This is a genomic window from Microbispora sp. H10836 (genome assembly GCF_012999525.1).
In the GTDB taxonomy this organism is placed as follows: Bacteria; Actinomycetota; Actinomycetes; order Streptosporangiales; family Streptosporangiaceae; genus Microbispora.
This window is the reverse complement of the sequence record NZ_JABBWU010000009.1, coordinates 206,107-222,895: the sequence shown is the minus strand read 5'-3', so window position 1 is coordinate 222,895 and position 16,789 is coordinate 206,107. Positions and strand designations below refer to the sequence as shown.

The window sequence follows — 16,789 nt, the reverse complement described above, 5'->3', positions numbered from 1 at the left end:
CTGTCGGCAAGTAAGTAAATTCCTTCAAGGGGGCACCCATGACTACGGAGACCGCGGCCGCGCCCGGCCGGTCCCGGGAAGTGATGATCGTCTTACCCGGTCTGATGCTCGCCATGATGCTGGCGATGCTGGACAACATGATCGTCGGCACGGCCATGCCGAGGATCGTCGGGGAACTCCAGGGCCTGGACTACTTCACCTGGGTCACGACCTCGTACGTGCTGGGCACCACGGTCTCCACGCCGATCTGGGGGAAGCTCGGCGACCTCTACGGCCGCAAGAACATCTTCCTCGGCTCGATCGTCATCTTCCTGGTCGGCTCCGCGCTGTGCGGCATGGCGGGCTCGTCGCTGTTCGGCGGCACCGGCGACGGCATGATCGAGCTGATCGCCTTCCGCGCGCTGCAGGGCCTCGGCGCCGGCGGGCTCATCGTCGGCGTGATGGCGATCATCGGAGACCTCGTCCCGCCGCGTGAGCGTGGTCAGTACCAGGGCATCATGGCCGCGATCATGTCGCTCGCCATGATCGCGGGACCTCTGGTCGGCGGGTTCATCACCGACAACCTGAACTGGCGCTGGGCCTTCTACGTGAACCTCCCGCTCGGCGGCGTGGCGCTGATCTGGCTGATCCTCAAGCTGCACCTGCCGAAGAACCGGACCCAGCACCGCATCGACTGGCTCGGCGCGGCCGTTCTCACCGTGGCCATCACCGCGATCGTGCTGATCACCTCGTGGGGTGGCCAGAAGCACGGCTACCCCTGGGACTCCTGGCAGATCCTGGGGCTGGCCGCCCTGGCGGTCGTCGCGCTGGCCGTGTTCATCCCGATCGAGCGGCGGGCCGCCGAGCCGATCCTGCCGCTGCACGTGTTCGCCAACCGCAACTTCACGCTGATCAACGTGCTCGGCTTCCTTCTCGGCTTCGCGATGTTCGGCGCGATCACCTTCCTGCCGATGTTCCAGCAGTTCGTTCAGGGCTCCACGGCCACGAACTCCGGGCTGCTCCTGCTCCCGATGATGGCCTCGTCCATGGTCGTGTCGCTGTTCGTCGGCAAGGCGATCACCCAGACGGGTAAGTACAAGAGCTTCCCGGTGATCGGCGGCGTGATCATGGCCATCGCCATGTGGCTGCTGTCGACGCAGGACGTGCACACCCCCGCCTGGCGGACCGGCGTCTACATCGCCGTCCTCGGCCTCGGCATGGGCTTCCTGATGCAGACGACCATGCTGATCGCGCAGAACAGCGTCGAGCAGAAGGACATCGGCGTGGCCAGCAGCGCCTCGACGTTCTTCCGCTCCATCGGCGGTTCGTTCGGCATCTCGCTGTTCGGCGCGATCTTCAACAGCCGGCTCGGAGACGAGCTCGCCGCCAAGTTCGGCCCGAAGTCGGCCGAGATGGTCGGGTCCGGCGGCGCTCAGATCAACCGGGAGATGCTCAGCCAGCTCCCGCCGGCGGTCAAGGGGGGCTTGCTGGAGGCGCTCGCCACCGCGATCGGCTCCGTCTTCCTGTGGTCCGTCGTGTTCGCCGCGATCGTCCCGGTGATCGCCGCCTTCATCAAGCACGTCCCGCTGCGCGGCGGCGCTCCCGGCGCCGCCGGCGGCGAGAAGGCGGAGCCGGTGGCCGCCGCCCTCGACTAGCCGTAGTAGACGAACCCACGGCCGGTACGGCGCACGCCCCCGCGCGGGCGTGCGCCGTACCGCGTTTCCGGGAGGTCAGGCGGGCCGCTCGGCCCGGTCCGCCGACCAGTCGGTGTGGAAGGAGCCCTCCCGGTCGACCCTCCGGTAGGTGTGGGCGCCGAAGAAGTCGCGCAGCCCCTGCAGCAGCGCGGCCGGCAGCCGGTCGCGCCGCAGCCCGTCGTAGTAGGCGAGCGCCGAGGAGAAGCCCGGCGTGGGCACCCCGATCGTCGCCGCCGTCGCCACGACCCGGCGCCACGATTCCTGGGCCTCCTCCAGCGCCTGGGCGAAGGTGGGGTCGACCAGCAGCGTCGGCAGGTTCGGGTCGGCGTCGTAGGCCGCCCTGATCCGGTCGAGGAAGCGCGCCCTGATGATGCAGCCGCCGCGCCAGATCGTGGCCATCGAGCCCAGCTTCAGGTTCCAGCCGTACTCCGCGCTCGCGGCGGCCATCTGGTCGAATCCCTGGGCGTAGGCGACGATCTTCGAGGCGTACAGCGCCCGCCGCACGTCCTCGACGAGGCCGGAGTCGCCGGCCGTGCCGGACGGCCCGGCGAGCGAGCGGGCGGCGGCCCGCTGCTCCGGGTGGCCCGACAGGGCCCGGGCGAACACCGCCTCGGCGATGCCGGTGACCGGAACGCCGAGGTCGAGGGCGCTCTGCACGGTCCAGCGACCGGTGCCCTTCTGCTCGGCCTGGTCCACCACCACGTCCACGAACGGCCTGCCGGTGGCGGCGTCGGTGTGGCCCAGCACCTCCGCGGTGATCTCGATGAGGTACGACTCCAGGTCGCCTCGGTTCCACTCGCGGAAGATCTCGGACAGTTCCTTCGGGTCCAGCCCGAGGGCCTGCCGGAGCAGGTCGTACGACTCCGCGATGAGCTGCATGTCGGCGTACTCGATGCCGTTGTGCACCATCTTGACGAAGTGGCCGGCGCCGTCGGGGCCCACATGGACGCAGCAGGGCACCCCGTCGACCTTCGCCGCGATGTCCTCGAGCAGGGGGCCGAGCGTCTCGTACGCCTCGGGGTCGCCGCCGGGCATGATGCTCGGGCCGTTGAGCGCGCCCTCCTCGCCGCCGGAGATGCCGGTGCCGACAAAGTGGATGCCCCGCTCACGGAGCGCGGCCTCGCGGCGGCGGGTGTCCGCGTAAAGGGCGTTTCCGCCGTCAATGATCATGTCGCCGGGCTCCATGACGGCGGCGAGCTCCTCGATCACCGCGTCGGTCGGCGCCCCGGCCTTGACCATGATGATCGCCTTGCGGGGACGTTCGAGGGAGGCCACGAACTCCTCGATCGTGCTCGCCGGCAGGAACGCGCCCTCGTCGCGGTGCTCCTCCATGAATCGGGTCGTACGGCTTTCCGAGCGGTTGTGCACCGCGACCACATGGCCGTGGTGGGCGAAGTTCCGGGCGAGGTTGCGTCCCATGACGGCCAGGCCCGTCACTCCGATGTCTGCCTTATCCATGTGCACAGTCATACCGCTTCCCGGGAACCGGCGACCGGCCGAGGGTGGGTGTTTCGGCGGCCGGTCGCGCTGAGCCGCGCGTTCAGTAGCCGTGGCCGCCGGCAGGGCGGGAGGCAGGATGCGAGTGCGACGGCGCCGGCCTGGCCGAAGCCGCGGGTGTGGGCGTGGCGGTACCCGTGGCCGTGGCCGGGCGGATCAGGCCGAGCAGGCCGTGCCGGGCGCCGGAGACGCCGGCCGAGGTGACGCCCGGTCCGCGGGTCGTAGGCGTTGATCCATCCGTCGCCGAAGTTGCCGGCCAGCAGCGCTCCCGCGTACGCGCCGAACCCCGGCGGGCGAGCGTCATCGCCCAGGGTGCGTTCAGCGGGCCCCGGGAGACGAGACGGCGCACGAACCGGCCGCATGCCGTGAACTGGCTGACGAACCCGTTGCCCCGGCCCGCCACCGGTCTGCCGGTCCCGGGGTCGCGCTCGGCGTACGCCACGAGGACCGAGGTCCCGGCGATCTATACGCCGCCGCGCTGCTCCGGGTTCGGCCCACTTCTCCGCAGGTAGGGGAGGCGAGCACGGCCCATCTGCCTTATCCTGACAAAACCCGCAAAGCAAGCGGGTTTTATATAGACATGGTCGCCTGATGGCGAGGACGCTTGGCCTCCTGCCGGGCCGCTGATAAGTCACTACAGCCAAGAAGTGCCGGCACCCAGCCGGCAGCCCACCGTCGTCGCGCACCTACGGAGAAGAGACGTGTTCGCACCGAAGCCGGAACGGTCAGTCGTCGCGGTTCCTCCGCCCGGAGACGGGCCCGGATGCTGGGCGGGCGCGCCCAGCGCCGTGAGCCGGGACGGATGGATCTACCTGGCCTACCGGCTGCGCCGGCCGCTCGACGAGGGGCGCGGGTACGCCGTGGAGATCGCCCGCTCGGCCGACGGCGAGCGGTTCGAGAGGATTCTCACGATCACCAAGGAGGAGATGAAGACCGAGTCGCTGGAGCGCCCCACGCTCGTGGTGACTCCGGAGGGCAGGTGGCGCCTGTACCTGAGCTGCGCCACCTACGGCACCAAGCACTGGCGGGTGGAGATGATCGAGGCCGCCGGACCGGCGGAGTTCGACCCCGCTGACGCGCAGGTCGTGCTGCCCGGCGACCTCAAGACGGGCGTCAAGGACCCGGTGATCCTCCACCACGGCGGCGTCTGGCACCTGTGGGCGTCGTGCCACCCCCTGGAGGACCCCGACGAGGCCGACCAGATGGTGACCGACTACGCCACCAGCGCCGACGGCGTCGAGTGGGCCTGGCAGGGGACCGCGCTCGACCGGCGGCCGGGCGAGTGGGACTCGCGCGGCGTGCGGGTGAGCGCGGTCACGTTCAGCGGCGAGACCGTCATCGCCTACTACGACGGCCGCGCGTCGGCGGAGGAGAACTACGAGGAGCGCACGGGCGTGGCCATCGGCCCCGGCCCGTCCACGCTCACCGCCACCGGGACCGCCCCCGTCGCCCGATCGCCGTACGCCGGGGGAGGGCTGCGCTACCTGTCGATCGTGCCCGTGCCGGGGGGCCACCGCCTGTACTACGAGCTGACCCGCGCGGACGGGTCCCACGAGCTGCGTACCGAGCTGCGCTGACCTCGGCCCGGCCGGGCGGCGCCGGGCCTTCGCGGGGGACGGCCGGCAGGGGAACGCCTGGCCGGGAGGCGAGGGACCGGGGGACGAGGGACCGGAGGACGAGGGCTGGGCGGCGCGTTCAGGTGGCGTCGGGCGTCAGGTCGTCGTCGTCCGCCGCCCGGCTCCGCGAGGCCGCCCGGAGACGGGCTCCGTCGCGGGAGCGGCCGTTGCGGGCCTGCCGCTGGCCGGACGGCCGGGCGCCGACCAGGCCGCCGGACCGCTCCCGGGGGCGCAGCCAGTCGCCGAAGTCCTCGCCGAAGGAGTCGCGGTCCAGCACGTCGCGCAGCAACGCGATGTCGGCGGCGAAGTAGGCCAGCAGCTCCTGGCGCTGCTCCCAGGTGAGCGGCCGCCGGGGCTGCGCGTCGCGCTGCAGCAGCCGCTGGAGCGGCGCGGTGAGCCGCTGGCCCAGCACCGGGTCGCCGAGCCGGACGAGCCGGGCCAGGACGCGGTGCGTGCGGCTGTGCGGCGGATGGGCGGTGACGTTCTCCCTCGGCACCTCGCCGACGAGCCCCTGCTCCACCCCGAGGAACGCGCAGATGCGGTCGAGCGTGGCCGCGGGGCGGTCGACCAGGTCCCGGTAGCGGAAGACCAGCACCTGCTCGCGGGGGAACAGCGTGAACAGGTGCGCCAGCTGCTCGCCGTACCGGCCGAGGCCCACGTAGTGCCAGAACGGCGACCAGCCCTCGGCGACCCGGCGTTTCTCGGCCGCGCAGGCCTCGATGACGTCCCCGATCGGCTCCAGGCCGGCCGACCACAGGTGGGTCCAGTTCGAGTGCGCGCGCTCCACGGGGTCGCGCAGCGAGACGATGAGTTTCGCGTGCGGGATCGCCTCCCGGATCCGCCGCTGGGCGTCCCGGTCGTACAGGTAGAAGGGGGTCGACTCGCCGCGCAGCGCCCCCGGCGGGGCGTCCGCGAACAGCGCCTCGTAGTCGGCGCGCCGCCACACGTGCTCACGGTAGGTCTCGGCGTCCCCCGGCCCGCCCCTGTCGGGCGGCGGGCCGTCGGTGAGGAAGAACTTCGGCTCCTTGACGGGCGACATGAAGAGCCGGGGGTGGCGGGCCAGTGCCGCGTGCAGGGCCGTGGTGCCGGCCTTCGGCACCCCGATCACCAGGAAGTCGGGCAGGGCCATGCGGGAGTCCTCCTACTTTCCCGATTTATTTAATAGGTTTTGCCCCTTCCGTGCGAGAAATCACCCGTAGGTGGTGTACCACTCATCACGCTTGTGTCACTTCGCGGCGTGGCTCGCGGATGTGGCCCCCGGCCGGACCCACGCGGCCGTTCGCGAGCGGGCGAGCGCCGCGCGGCGGCGGTCGCCTTCGGACCAGATCTCGAACCACACCTCGTTGCGGCCGCCCTCGCGGACCAGCCCCCAGCGGTCGGCCAGCAGGTCCAGCAGCGGCAGGCCGCGACCGCCCTGGCTCGACCCGTTCGGCAGCGGATGACCGGCGCACGGCGGTCCGGCCGAGCCGTCGTCCTCGACGCAGACCCGCACGCGGTCGGGCAGGCACGAGACGGTGACGGTGAACGTGCCGCCGTTCCCCGAACGGGAGTGCACGACCGCGTTCGTCGCGATCTCGCTGGTCAGCAGCACGCAGTCGTCGTGGCGGGGATGGTCTCGCCCGAGTGCGGCCGACACGAGCCTGCGCGCCCGCCCCACCTGGTCGCGTCCCCCCGCGAGGCGGGCCACGCGGTTCCCCGCGCCGTCCCCCGAGATCTCCATGAGCCCTCCCGTGCCTGAGCGGTGTGGCCGTCCAGGAGAGGACGTCCGCCCCCGCGCCCGCGATGTCACGGGAAAGTAGGAGTGTCCTTGCCTCGCTATGTCAGGAAAACGAACCGCGTCGAAGGGCGGAGTCCGGCGCCGGGTACGCGTGTGCGGCGGTGCGACGTGAGCGGGCGCTTGCGGAGCGCGGAGCGCGGCCGGATGCTGGCGGAGGAACGCGAGCACGACCGGGGGCGGGCGCCGGAGAAGGCACGCAGGTACGACGGGGGCGGCGGGTCCGGTCCGTCCGGGCCCGCCGCCCCCGTTCGTCCCGCCGTCGGCCGGGCGGGGCCGCCTCGGTCAGGAGTCGTGCGCGGCCGCTCCCGCAGCGGAACCGTTCACGACGAGCACGCGCTCACGCTCGGGCACCTCGATGGCCGGGAACGTGCCGGTGTCGACGATGCCGTGCTCCCGGTACGCCGCCTCGATCAGCGCGTACGCCTGGGGTTCGAGCTTCCACAACGCCCGCCACTCCCTCGCCACGAGGAGCGGGATGCCCACCTCCTGGGCGATGTCGGCGGCCCGGGGGACGTACTTGCGCGCGATCTGCTGGTCCCAGTACTGCCGGGCGGTCCGCAACTGGGCCGCGCGCTGGGCGGTGTCGACGACGGGCGCGGGCTCGGCCGCGACGTCCTCCTCCTCGTCGTCGATCAGCTCGGCGATGGTCGCGGCGGGCAGCGCCGCGGCAGCCGGGGGCTGCTCGGGCTCGGGCGCCCAGGGCACCGGCGGAGCGAGGTCGATCAGCGCGGAGGTGTTGTAGAGCGCGCCGATCTGGGACAGCAGGGCCTCCTGCCGCTTCTCGTCCACCGCGAGGCCGGTGTACTCCACGGCCTGGTCCATCGCCTTGTCGAGCCTGGCCATCGCGGTCCGCAGCTTGCGGCCGGACGCCCCCGCCTCGCGCAGCGCGCGGACCCGCTTGGCGGCCAGCGCCACCTTGGTCAGCCTGCGGTGGGCGTCCACCTCGCTCGCCGTACGGTCGCTCGCCTCGGCCAGGCCGACCCGGACCAGCACCCGCTCGGGGGTGAGCCGCCAGTTGATGCGGCCCCTGCCGGTGATGCGGACCCGCTCGATGGCCATGCCGCGCTCCCACAGCCAGGCGGCCACGAGCGGGGCGGCGAGACGGAAGACGGCCTCGGCGACGCTGCGGGCGTCCATGCTCGACAGGACGGCCGACAGGGAGGTGAAGACCCACACGGCGATGCCGTCGATGCCGGCCGAGTAGTTCTCCCGCATGTTGCGGCGCGCCCGTACGGCGCTCGTGATGACGGCGACCTCGATGAAGGCGAACAGCAGCAGCCGCAGCGGCCCGTCGAACCCGAGGACGTCGCCGGAGAAGCGCCACATGCCCTGGGCGGAGACGCCCGTGGCGATGCTGGCGGCGACGATGGTGAGGATGTCCTCGGTGGGCCGGCCTGCCGCCCAGCGGCGGAACAGGCGGATCAGGGCGCGCAGGGCGAAGAAGGTCAGGACCAGCAAGACCAGGGCGATGACGCTGATGATGACTGTTCCGACCGGATGGGCCGACGCAAAGGCGGTTATTTGGTCAATGGGGGGCATCAGTCACGGTCTCTCGACGTCCGATGGTTTTCCTCGGGATCATCCCAGAACCGCGTCGTCCTGTGGTGCCAAACACCCCTCCCTGTGAGCAGTCCGCGTCACTACGGTCACACCCGCTCGTCATCGCGCGGGGGCGGCGAGCCAGGCGTCCACCTCCTGCCGCAGCGCGCGCTTGGTCTCCTCGGGGGCGAACGACGCGTCGATCGAGGCGCGGGCGAGCCCGGCCAGCACCGCGTCGTCGTAGCCGAAGGCGTCCCCGGCCCGGGCGTACTCGTCGGAGAGGGTGGCCCCGGTGATCGACGGGATGTCGGTGTTGAGCGTGACGGTCAGGCCCGCCTCGATCAGCCGGGGGAGCGGATGGGCGGCCAGGCCGTCCACGACGCCGAGCGCGACGTTGGACGACGGGCACACCTCCAGCGGGATGCCCCGATCGCGGACCTCGGCGGTCAGGTCCGGGTCCTCCAGCACCCGGACGCCGTGGCCCAGACGCTCGGTGCGTCCCGTCGTGATCGCCTCGCGGACGCTGGCCGGGCCCTCGCACTCGCCCGCGTGGTGCACGACGTGGACGCCGGCGCCGGCCGCGGCGGCGAAGACCTCGGCGAACGGCGCCAGCGGGTAGGACTCCTCCCCGGCCAGGCCGACACCGATCACGCCGTCCTCCGCGTACCGGGTGGCGAGCTCCACCGTGCGCCGGGCGCGCTCGACCGAGCGCCGCCGCGAATGATCGAGCAGCACCCGGCACTCGACGCCGTACGCCGCGCCGCCCTCGGCGAGCCCGGCCAGCACGGCCTCCAGCGGCATCTCGATGTCGCCGAGCCGCTCCCCGTGCGCGGCCGCGGTGAAGGTCACCTCCGCCCACCGGGTGCCCTGGGCCGCCTCGTCCGCGCAGAACTCCACCGCGATCCGGTGGAAGTCCTCCGGCCTGATCAGGCACTCCCGTACGAGCGCGTTGTGGTCGGCGAACTGGCGGAAGCCGTCGAAGGGGGCTCCGGGGGCCGAGTCCGGGACCGGCCTGCCGTTGGCCGCCGCGATCTCCGCCAGCGTGTCCGGCCGCACCGTGCTCTCCAGGTGGACGTGCAGATGGGCCTTGGGCAGCAGGGTGAGATCGCGCACGGCCGCGAGCCTAGAAGCGAGGCCCGGGCCGGCGCACCCGATTATCGGGCTCAGATGTCCAGGTTGAGGCGGGCGATGGGCTCCACGAGCTCCTCCTCCTCGTAGCTCAGGTGCGACAGCAGCACGTCCGACAGCAGGTCCACCTGGTCGCGTACGCCGTCGAGCCGGTCCGGGTCCTCGATCATGGCGACGAGGGCGGCGTCCAGCTCCGTCAGCACCCCGGCGATGACCTCGTGCTCCTGCTCCAGCCGGGCCACGACCGGCGCCAGCGACTCCTGCGCCGAGGCCAGCATCGGGAACATGTGCTCGTCCTCGATCGTGTGGTGGGTGGTCAGCAGCCGGCAGTACGACGCGCAGAACGTGCCGAGGGTCCAGTAGTTCTGCCGCATGGTGAGCTCGTTGATCATCGAGCGGAGGGCGGCGGCGTCGGAGCGCCCCGCGGCGACCTGCTCCAGGGCGTCCTTGATCTGGGTCAGCTCCCGGCGCAGGTGGTCGTGGATGAGGACGAGCCGCCGGCCGTTGGCCTGCTGCTGGGGCGTGAGCGCGGCGATGTCCCGCTTGGGCAGCCGGGGCCGGGTGGACTCGTCGAGCACCGCCCCCGCCGGTGTCCCGCCCGCGACCCGGATCGGAGCCTCGGCGCCCGCCTCCGGCGGCCGCCCGCGCTCCCGCGTCACGGCCTCGCGTACGGCGGGGGCGACCTCCTCGGCGAAGACCTTGAGGTCCCTGTCGTCGTCCACGGCGAGCACGAACACGCTCATGCCGTGGCGGAGCGCGAGCTCGGTCAGCTGTTCGGCCCAGACGGCCGGCGGCCCGTCGAGGAAGCCCTCCCTGGCGGCGGCGGAGAAGCGGCCGTCGATGTTGTAGACGCGGCGGATCTCGCCGGGGTCGCGCCCGGCCCGCTCGGCCGCGGCGTCCAGGATCTCGCTCATCGCGCCCAGCTCGCCCGGCGCGGCGTATCCGGACGAGGGCACCCACCCGTCGCCGAGCCGCCCGGTCAGCTCCAGCATGCGCCGCTTGTACGCGCCGATCCACAGCCCGATCGGATGCGGGGGGAACGGCCCGGGACGCGCGCCGTCCAGCCGGTAGTGCCTGCCGTCGAGCCGTACGCGCTCGCCCGGCGTCCACAGCGCGCGAAGGACCGCGACGGCCTCCTCCAGCGCGTCCACGGCCTCGCCGGGACTGCGGCGCGGGCCGCCCATGGCGGCGATGCCGTCCCAGAACGCGCCGGAGCCTAGCCCCAGCTCGACCCGGCCACCGCTCAGGATGTCGAGGGACGCTGCGGCCCGGGCGAGCACCGCCGGCGGCCGCAGCGGCAGGTTCACCACGTCGGGGAACAGCCGCACCCGCTCGGTGCGCCCCGCGAGCGTGGCCAGCAGCGTCCAGGTGTCCAGGAACGACGGCTGGTACGGGTGATCCTGGACGCCGATGACGTCGAGCCCGATCTCGTCGGCCAGCACGGCCTGCCGGACGATCCGGTGGTGTCCCGCCGCGTCCGGCGTGAGAAACGCCCCGAACCACAGCTCATGTCCGAAGTCGGCCATTAATTCGCTACCTTTCCGCGTCCCGGACCGGGAGCCTACCTTCGTGACGAGATCTGGCGACATGACCCTGGCGGCCCCCGCCGGCACCGTCCTGTCGGTCGTGATCGGCTCGCGCGCGTACGGGTTGGAGACCGACGAGTCGGACGTCGACAGGCGGGGTGTGTTCGTGACGCCCACCCCGATGTTCTGGCGGCTCGACAAGCCGCCGGATCACGTGGAGGGGCCGCTGCCCGAGCAGTTCTCGTGGGAGGTCGAGCGGTTCTGCGTGCTCGCGCTGGAGGGCAACCCGGTCGTGCTGGAGTGCCTGTGGTCACCGCTGGTGGAGCTGGCCACCCCGCAGGGCGAGCGGCTGCTGGCGCTGCGCCGCGCGTTCCTGTCCGGGAAGGCGGAGCGGGCGTTCGCGGGGTCGGCCGAGCGGCAGTTCCGCCGTCTCGGGCCGCAGGACCCGCCCCCGCCGGGCGGCGACGTCAGGCGGTGGAAGCTGGCGATGCACATGATCCGGCTGCTGCTTGGCGCCGTCCACCTGGCCCGGCACGGGGAGCCGCTGGTCGACGCGAGCGCCTGCCGCGACCGGCTGCTCGCCGTACGGCGGGGCGAGACGCCCTGGCGGGAGGTGCTGGAGTGGCGCGGGCGGCTGCTGACCGAGCTGGACGAGCGGGCCGGGAGTGCGCTGCCCGGCCGGCCGGACCGGACGGCCGTCGAGGAGTTCCTGATCGACGTGCGGAGGTCGGCCCTGTGACCGCGCGTGCGCGGCGTGCACGTGCTGCCCGCCGAGGAGGTCGCCGGCCCGCGAGGCCCTGCACGACCTCGTCGTACGCGCCCGCCTGACGGGCCGCTGATCCGGTCAAACGGGACGGGACACGCGAACAACGCGGGTGCCGCCCCACGTCGCGACGCCATCGCGGATAATGGTGCGACGCCGCCACATCCCAGGAGAACGCTTTGACCACTCAGTTCGGCAAAGACAACCTCGACCTGGCCGCGAGCGCGCAGGCACTGGCCGACAGCGCGCCCACCGGATCGCTGCGCCACGCGGCCGCCAAGTCGGTCGCGATCACCTTCGCCACGACCCGCGACGCCGCCCAGGCCCGCAGCACCCTGAACGGCATCTCGCCCGACGACGTGCGCCGGGCCGCGCTGGAGCTCTTCGACGAGCTCTCCACCCGCGCCGACTGACCCGCGCGCCGTCCAGGAGACGGCCGCTCCGGGTGCCCGGACGGCCGTCCCGCCGCCGTGTCTTCACCGGGCCGACGAGGATCACCCGGGAAGGAGCGCGGGATGAGCGGGCCGGTGCCTGAGGGCGTCGCCGAGGGCGAGAACGCCGATGCCCGCGTGACGCTGCTGACGTTCGGGCACGGCACCGCGCCGCGCGGGCACCTGATCCCGCTGCTGCACGCTGCCGATGTGCGGGAGGTGGTCGACGTCCGGACCGCTCCGGGCAGCAGGCGCAACCCCGACGCCGGCCGCGCGGCGCTGACGGCCTGGCTGCCCGAGGCGGGGATCGGCTATCGATGGGACAGGCGCCTGGGCGGGTTCCGCAGGGCGGCTCCCGACTCGCCCGACGTCTTCTGGGAGAACGCCTCGTTCCGGGAATACGCCGGTTACACCCGGCATCCCGACTTCCTGACGGCCATGGACGAACTGCTCGCGCAGGCGCGCGCCGCCCGGACCGCCGTGATGTGCGCGGAGGCCGTGTGGTGGCGCTGCCACAGGCGGATCATCGCCGACTTCGCCGTCCTCGCGCGGGGAGCGCGCGTGCTGCACCTGTCGCACGACGGAAGGCTCGCAGAACACGCGCCGACCTCCGGCGCCCGCCTGCGCGACGACGGGCTCCTCGTCTACGACCGGCTGTGAACCTGGCGGGCCGGACGAGCGAAAGGCCGGACCCGTGATCTCGGGCCCGGCCTTCCGGTGGTGCGTGGTGGGCGATACTGGGATTGAACCAGTGACCTCTTCCGTGTCAGGGAAGCGCTCTCCCGCTGAGCTAATCGCCCTTGGACGAACCAAGAGGTGGAGACGGGATTTGAACCCGTGTACGCGGCTTTGCAGGCCGCTGCCTCGCCTCTCGGCCACTCCACCGTGTCACCTGCACAGTGACAAGCTGCACAGTGTCAAGCTCCGAGCGGAAGACGGGATTCGAACCCGCGACCCTCACCTTGGCAAGGTGATGCTCTACCACTGAGCCACTTCCGCGTCCCGGCTCTCGGCCGGACTCACGTGGAGCACTTTATCCAATCTCCCGCGACTCCCCAAATCAGCGGCGTTCTCCCTGCTCACGTCGCGAGTCGCGGCCGATGCTTCCAGCTCCGTCGAACCGTCCCCGGGTTAGCGTCGGAACATGTCCGTGACGCACGACCGCACCCACGCCGCGATTCCCGGCGCCGCGGGGGGCACTCCGCAGCCCACCACGGCCGAGATCGAGGGCGACGCCGACATCGCCCCCGTCGCGGCCCTGATCGCGGACGGCGCCCGCGCCGCCATGCTCACCGCGCTGCTCGACGGCAGGGCGCTGGCGGCCGGGGAACTGGCCAGGATCGCCGGCGTGAGCGCCCCCACCGCGAGCTCCCATCTGGCCAGGCTCCTCGACGGGGGCCTGGTGACCGTGGTCAAACAGGGACGGCATCGCTATTACCGCCTCGCCGGCCCCGACGTGGCCGGCGTCATCGAGGTGCTGGCCCGGGTCAGCGGGCGCCTCGCCGTGCGGTCCCTTCGGCAGTCGCGGCGGGCCGGGCTGCTGCGGGAGGCCCGCAGCTGTTACGACCACCTCGCCGGACGGGTGGGTGTCCAGCTGTACGACGCGCTGGTGCGCGAGGGGCGTCTGGTCGTGGCCGACGGCGGCTGCATGCTCACCGCGAGCGGCGCCGAGGCGCTGACGGAGCTGGGCGTGGACGTGGAGCGGGTGCGCCGCGCCCGCCGCAGGTTCGCCCCCGACTGCCTCGACTGGCTGGAACGCCGGCCGCACCTGGGCGGGGCGCTCGGCGCCGCGGTCCTGGATCGGCTCCTGGCCCGGGAGTGGCTGGTGCGCGGCACGGTGCCCCGGGCTCTCCGGGTGACCGCCGTGGGGCGCGAGGGGCTGGAGAGGACCTTTGGATGTAAGGACCTAAGCTGAGATACGCTGGTTACCCACCATGCGCGTGCACGCGCGTACCGACGTGAAAGAGTGGGACGATGCACGACAACGAGGTCGTGGCCGTCGGCCCCGGGCCGCTCGCCTTCGACGACGTGGTCCGGGTCGCGAGGCACGGCGCACCGGTCCGCCTGACGGACGACGCGATCGCCGAGATGGCGGCCTCCCGGGGGCGGATCGAGGAGCTCGCGGAGGCCGACACCCCGGCCTACGGCGTCTCCACCGGTTTCGGCGCCCTCGCCACCCGGCACATCGACCCCTCGCTGCGCGCTCAGCTCCAGCGCAGTCTCGTCCGCTCGCACGCGGCCGGTTCCGGGCCCGAGGTGGAGACCGAGGTCGTGCGGGCCATGATGCTGCTGCGCCTGCGCACGCTCGCCACCGGGCACACCGGTGTGCGCCCGGCCACGGCCCGGGTGCTGGAGTCCCTGCTCAACGCCCGGCTCACCCCGGTCGTCCACGAGTACGGCAGCCTCGGCTGCTCGGGAGACCTCGCCCCGCTCGCCCACGTCGCCCTGACGGTCATGGGCGAGGGCGTCGTGCGGGACGCCGAGGGACGCCTGCGTCCCGCCGCCGAGGCGCTCAAGGAATGCGGCGTCGAGCCCGTCGAACTGGCCGCCAAGGAGGGGCTCGCGCTCATCAACGGCACCGACGGCATGCTCGGCATGCTGGTGCTCGCGCTGCACGACCTGTCCCGGCTCCTCACGACCGCCGACATCAGCGCCGCGATGAGCGTGGAGGCGCTGCTCGGTACCGACTACGTGTTCGCGGCCGACCTGCAGGCGCTGCGGCCCCATCCCGGCCAGGCCCTGGCGGCGGCCAACATGCGGACGCTGCTGGCCGGCTCGGGCGTGATGGCCTCGCACCGCGACGGCTCCTGCACCCGCGTCCAGGACGCCTACTCCCTGCGCTGCGCCCCCCAGGTCGCCGGGGCCGCCAGGGACACCCTCGCCCACGCGTCCGCCGTCGCCGCCCGCGAGATCGTCAGTGCCGTGGACAACCCCGTCGTGCTCGCCGACGGGCGCGTGGAGTCCAACGGCAACTTCCACGGCGCCCCGGTGGCGTACGTCCTGGACTTCCTGGCCATCGCCGTCGCCGACCTCGCCTCGATCGCCGAACGGCGCACCGACCGCATGCTCGACGTGGCGCGCAGCCACGGGCTCCCGGCCTTCCTCGCCGACGACCCGGGGGTGGACTCCGGGCACATGATCGCGCAGTACACCCAGGCCGCGATCGTCTCCGAGCTCAAGCGGCTGGCGGTGCCGGCGAGCGTCGACTCGATCCCCAGCTCCGCCATGCAGGAGGACCACGTCTCGATGGGCTGGTCGGCCGGCCGCAAGCTGCGCCGCGCCGTCGACGGGCTCACCCGCGTGCTCGCGATCGAGCTGCTGACCGCCGCCCGGGCGCTCGACCTACGCGCGCCGTACGCACCGGCGCCGGGGACCGGCGCGGTCGTGGCGGCGCTGCGCGAGTCCGTCGAGGGGCCGGGGCAGGACCGCTTCCTCGCCCCGGAGATCGAGGCGGTCGTCCGGCTCGTCGGGAGCGGCGCCGTGGTCGCCGCCGCCGAGTCCGCCGCCGGCCCCCTGGCGTAGGGCTTCAGCGGGCTTCAGAGGGCGGCGACCACCTCGACCTCGATCATCAGTCCTGGCCGGAACAGCCGTTCGACCTCCACGGTCGTGCTGGCGGGCGGCTCGCCGATGATGAAGCGGCCGCGGACCTCGCCGTACTCGCGCAGCCGGTCCATGTCGGTCAGGAACGTCCTGATGTGCAGGATCCGGCCGAACGAGGAGCCCTGGTCCGCCAGGATGCGGCCCAGGTTCTCCATCACGACCTCGGACTGCCGGGCCAGATCGCCCTCGCCGACGACCTTCCCGTCCTCGTCCAGCGCCACCTGCCCGGACACGAACAGCAGATCCCCGAAGCGCACGGCGTGGGAGTAGTAGCCGTTGGTGGCCGGCACCGAGGGCGGGTTCACCGCGCGCACGTCCTTCGAACCGGGTGTCCGCGCCGCCCGGGACGCCGCGAACGGGACGACGGCGGTGAGATCGTGCCCCGCCAGCCCGGCCGCGACCGCCCCCGTGAGCAGGTCGCGGGCGGCGGCGGTCACCGTCTGGCGACTCCCCGGCCCCTCGGTGGCCAGCCGCAGGTCCTTGGCGGCCAGGCCGAGGGCGTACCGCGTCTGCGACGGGCCCGACTCGGCCACGGGCCGCAGGCGCTCCGCCAGCCCGGCCAGCGGTGTGGCCCCGAGGACGTCCAGGAGGGCGGTGCGGCCCACCCCGAGCGCGTCCGCGTAGGCCAGCGTCTCCGCCAGCCCCACCTGGGCGGTCACCATCGCGCTCATCACGGCGAGCTTGGTCGCGGCGCCCGCTCCCGGCCCGCCCGCCTCGTGGACCGTCCCGAAGACGCGCAGCACGTCCGACACCCGGTCGAGGTCCTCCCTGCGGCCCCCGGCGAGCACGACCAGCGTGCCCTCGGCGGCCGGGCCCACGCTGCCAAGCACGGGCGCGTCGACCAGGCCTGCGCCCGCGGGGAGCAGGCCGCGCAGCCGCCGCACCGCGTCGGGGCCGATCGTGGACATCTCCACCAGCACCGACTCCGGCCGCAGCCCCGGCAGCGCCGCCCGCACCACCCCGGACACCGCGTCGGGATCGCTGAGCATCGTGATCACGATGTCCGCGCCGGCGACGGCCGCGGCGGGGGAGGGGGCCGCCTCCGCGCCCGGCACGTCCCGTGGCGTACGGTTCCACACGGCCACCTTGTGGCCGGCGGCGACGAGGCGGCCGGCCATCGGAACGCCCATGCGCCCCAGGCCAAGAAAAGCAATCATGTCCCTGGACGTTATGGGAGGAAAAAACCATTCCACCAGCGACTAGATTGCATGACACTCATTCCCCTCGCTCATGGATCGG

14 protein-coding genes and 3 tRNA genes are annotated in these 16,789 nt (G+C 72.8%); 7 read left to right on the top strand and 10 right to left on the bottom strand.

The genetic code is table 11. The features are described from left to right. Positions 1 to 38 precede the first annotated feature (38 nt). Entirely contained in the window at positions 39 to 1,634 is a 1,596-nt protein-coding gene (locus tag HHX30_RS18745) for an MDR family MFS transporter (protein WP_169983260.1), read from the top strand. A 75-nt stretch (positions 1,635 to 1,709) separates the two neighbouring features. On the opposite strand, the gene gndA is transcribed toward HHX30_RS18745, so the two are convergent. Further along, positions 1,710 to 3,131, bottom strand: a complete 1,422-nt coding sequence (gene gndA / locus HHX30_RS18740) for an NADP-dependent phosphogluconate dehydrogenase (RefSeq protein WP_169983259.1) — start codon at positions 3,129 to 3,131, stop codon at positions 1,710 to 1,712. An 827-nt stretch (positions 3,132 to 3,958) separates the two neighbouring features. Between gndA and HHX30_RS18735 the strand changes: the two genes are divergently transcribed. Then, the gene (locus HHX30_RS18735) at positions 3,959 to 4,747 is read left to right on the top strand and encodes a hypothetical protein (RefSeq protein ID WP_311922566.1); all 789 of its coding nucleotides are present in this window, start codon (positions 3,959 to 3,961) and stop codon (positions 4,745 to 4,747) included. 118 nt (positions 4,748 to 4,865) lie between these two features. Here the strand turns inward: HHX30_RS18735 and HHX30_RS18730 are convergent, their stop codons facing one another. The 5 genes from HHX30_RS18730 to HHX30_RS18710 form a co-directional block, all read right to left on the bottom strand. Then, positions 4,866 to 5,915: a sulfotransferase gene (locus HHX30_RS18730; RefSeq protein WP_169983257.1), complete on the bottom strand. Its 1,050-nt coding sequence runs from the start codon at positions 5,913 to 5,915 to the stop codon at positions 4,866 to 4,868. A gap of 96 nt (positions 5,916 to 6,011) precedes the next feature. Next, positions 6,012 to 6,506, bottom strand: a complete 495-nt coding sequence (locus HHX30_RS18725; protein ID WP_169983256.1) for an ATP-binding protein — start codon at positions 6,504 to 6,506, stop codon at positions 6,012 to 6,014. 339 nt (positions 6,507 to 6,845) lie between these two features. Continuing rightward, the gene (locus HHX30_RS18720; protein WP_249350182.1) at positions 6,846 to 8,021 is read right to left on the bottom strand and encodes a hypothetical protein; all 1,176 of its coding nucleotides are present in this window, start codon (positions 8,019 to 8,021) and stop codon (positions 6,846 to 6,848) included. 201 nt (positions 8,022 to 8,222) lie between these two features. Further along, a complete protein-coding gene (gene add / locus HHX30_RS18715; RefSeq protein ID WP_169983254.1) occupies positions 8,223 to 9,215 on the bottom strand; it encodes an adenosine deaminase in 993 nt (330 codons plus the stop codon). A 50-nt stretch (positions 9,216 to 9,265) separates the two neighbouring features. Continuing rightward, complete coding sequence (locus HHX30_RS18710) at positions 9,266 to 10,756, bottom strand: LLM class flavin-dependent oxidoreductase (protein WP_169983253.1); 1,491 nt, start codon at positions 10,754 to 10,756, stop codon at positions 9,266 to 9,268. A gap of 43 nt (positions 10,757 to 10,799) precedes the next feature. On the opposite strand from HHX30_RS18710, the gene HHX30_RS18705 reads away from it, so the two are divergent. The 3 genes from HHX30_RS18705 (at position 10,800) to HHX30_RS18695 (ending at position 12,610) form a co-directional block, all read left to right on the top strand. Then, positions 10,800 to 11,495: a DNA polymerase beta superfamily protein gene (locus HHX30_RS18705; protein WP_311922562.1), complete on the top strand. Its 696-nt coding sequence runs from the start codon at positions 10,800 to 10,802 to the stop codon at positions 11,493 to 11,495. Positions 11,496 to 11,698: 203 nt separating this feature from the next. Further along, the gene (locus HHX30_RS18700; protein ID WP_169983252.1) at positions 11,699 to 11,932 is read left to right on the top strand and encodes a hypothetical protein; all 234 of its coding nucleotides are present in this window, start codon (positions 11,699 to 11,701) and stop codon (positions 11,930 to 11,932) included. Between the two features lie 102 nt (positions 11,933 to 12,034). After that, complete coding sequence (locus tag HHX30_RS18695) at positions 12,035 to 12,610, top strand: DUF488 family protein (RefSeq protein ID WP_169983251.1); 576 nt, start codon at positions 12,035 to 12,037, stop codon at positions 12,608 to 12,610. Positions 12,611 to 12,675: 65 nt separating this feature from the next. Here the strand turns inward: HHX30_RS18695 and HHX30_RS18690 are convergent. The 3 genes from HHX30_RS18690 to HHX30_RS18680 form a co-directional block, all read right to left on the bottom strand. Then, positions 12,676 to 12,750 (bottom strand) — tRNA-Val (locus tag HHX30_RS18690). A 14-nt stretch (positions 12,751 to 12,764) separates the two neighbouring features. Beyond that, positions 12,765 to 12,835: transfer RNA gene (locus tag HHX30_RS18685), tRNA-Cys, on the bottom strand. A 42-nt stretch (positions 12,836 to 12,877) separates the two neighbouring features. After that, positions 12,878 to 12,949: transfer RNA gene (locus tag HHX30_RS18680), tRNA-Gly, on the bottom strand. A 145-nt stretch (positions 12,950 to 13,094) separates the two neighbouring features. On the opposite strand from HHX30_RS18680, the gene HHX30_RS18675 reads away from it, so the two are divergent. Both HHX30_RS18675 and hutH read left to right on the top strand, forming a co-directional pair. Next, positions 13,095 to 13,865 (top strand): helix-turn-helix transcriptional regulator, encoded by a 771-nt coding sequence (locus tag HHX30_RS18675; RefSeq protein ID WP_169983250.1) that lies wholly within the window; start codon positions 13,095 to 13,097, stop codon positions 13,863 to 13,865. A gap of 59 nt (positions 13,866 to 13,924) precedes the next feature. Continuing rightward, positions 13,925 to 15,472 (top strand): histidine ammonia-lyase, encoded by a 1,548-nt coding sequence (gene hutH / locus HHX30_RS18670; protein ID WP_169983249.1) that lies wholly within the window; start codon positions 13,925 to 13,927, stop codon positions 15,470 to 15,472. 14 nt (positions 15,473 to 15,486) lie between these two features. Here hutH and HHX30_RS18665 read toward each other — a convergent pair whose 3' ends face one another. Continuing rightward, the gene (locus tag HHX30_RS18665; RefSeq protein WP_169983248.1) at positions 15,487 to 16,707 is read right to left on the bottom strand and encodes an NAD(P)-binding domain-containing protein; all 1,221 of its coding nucleotides are present in this window, start codon (positions 16,705 to 16,707) and stop codon (positions 15,487 to 15,489) included. Positions 16,708 to 16,789 lie beyond the last annotated feature (82 nt).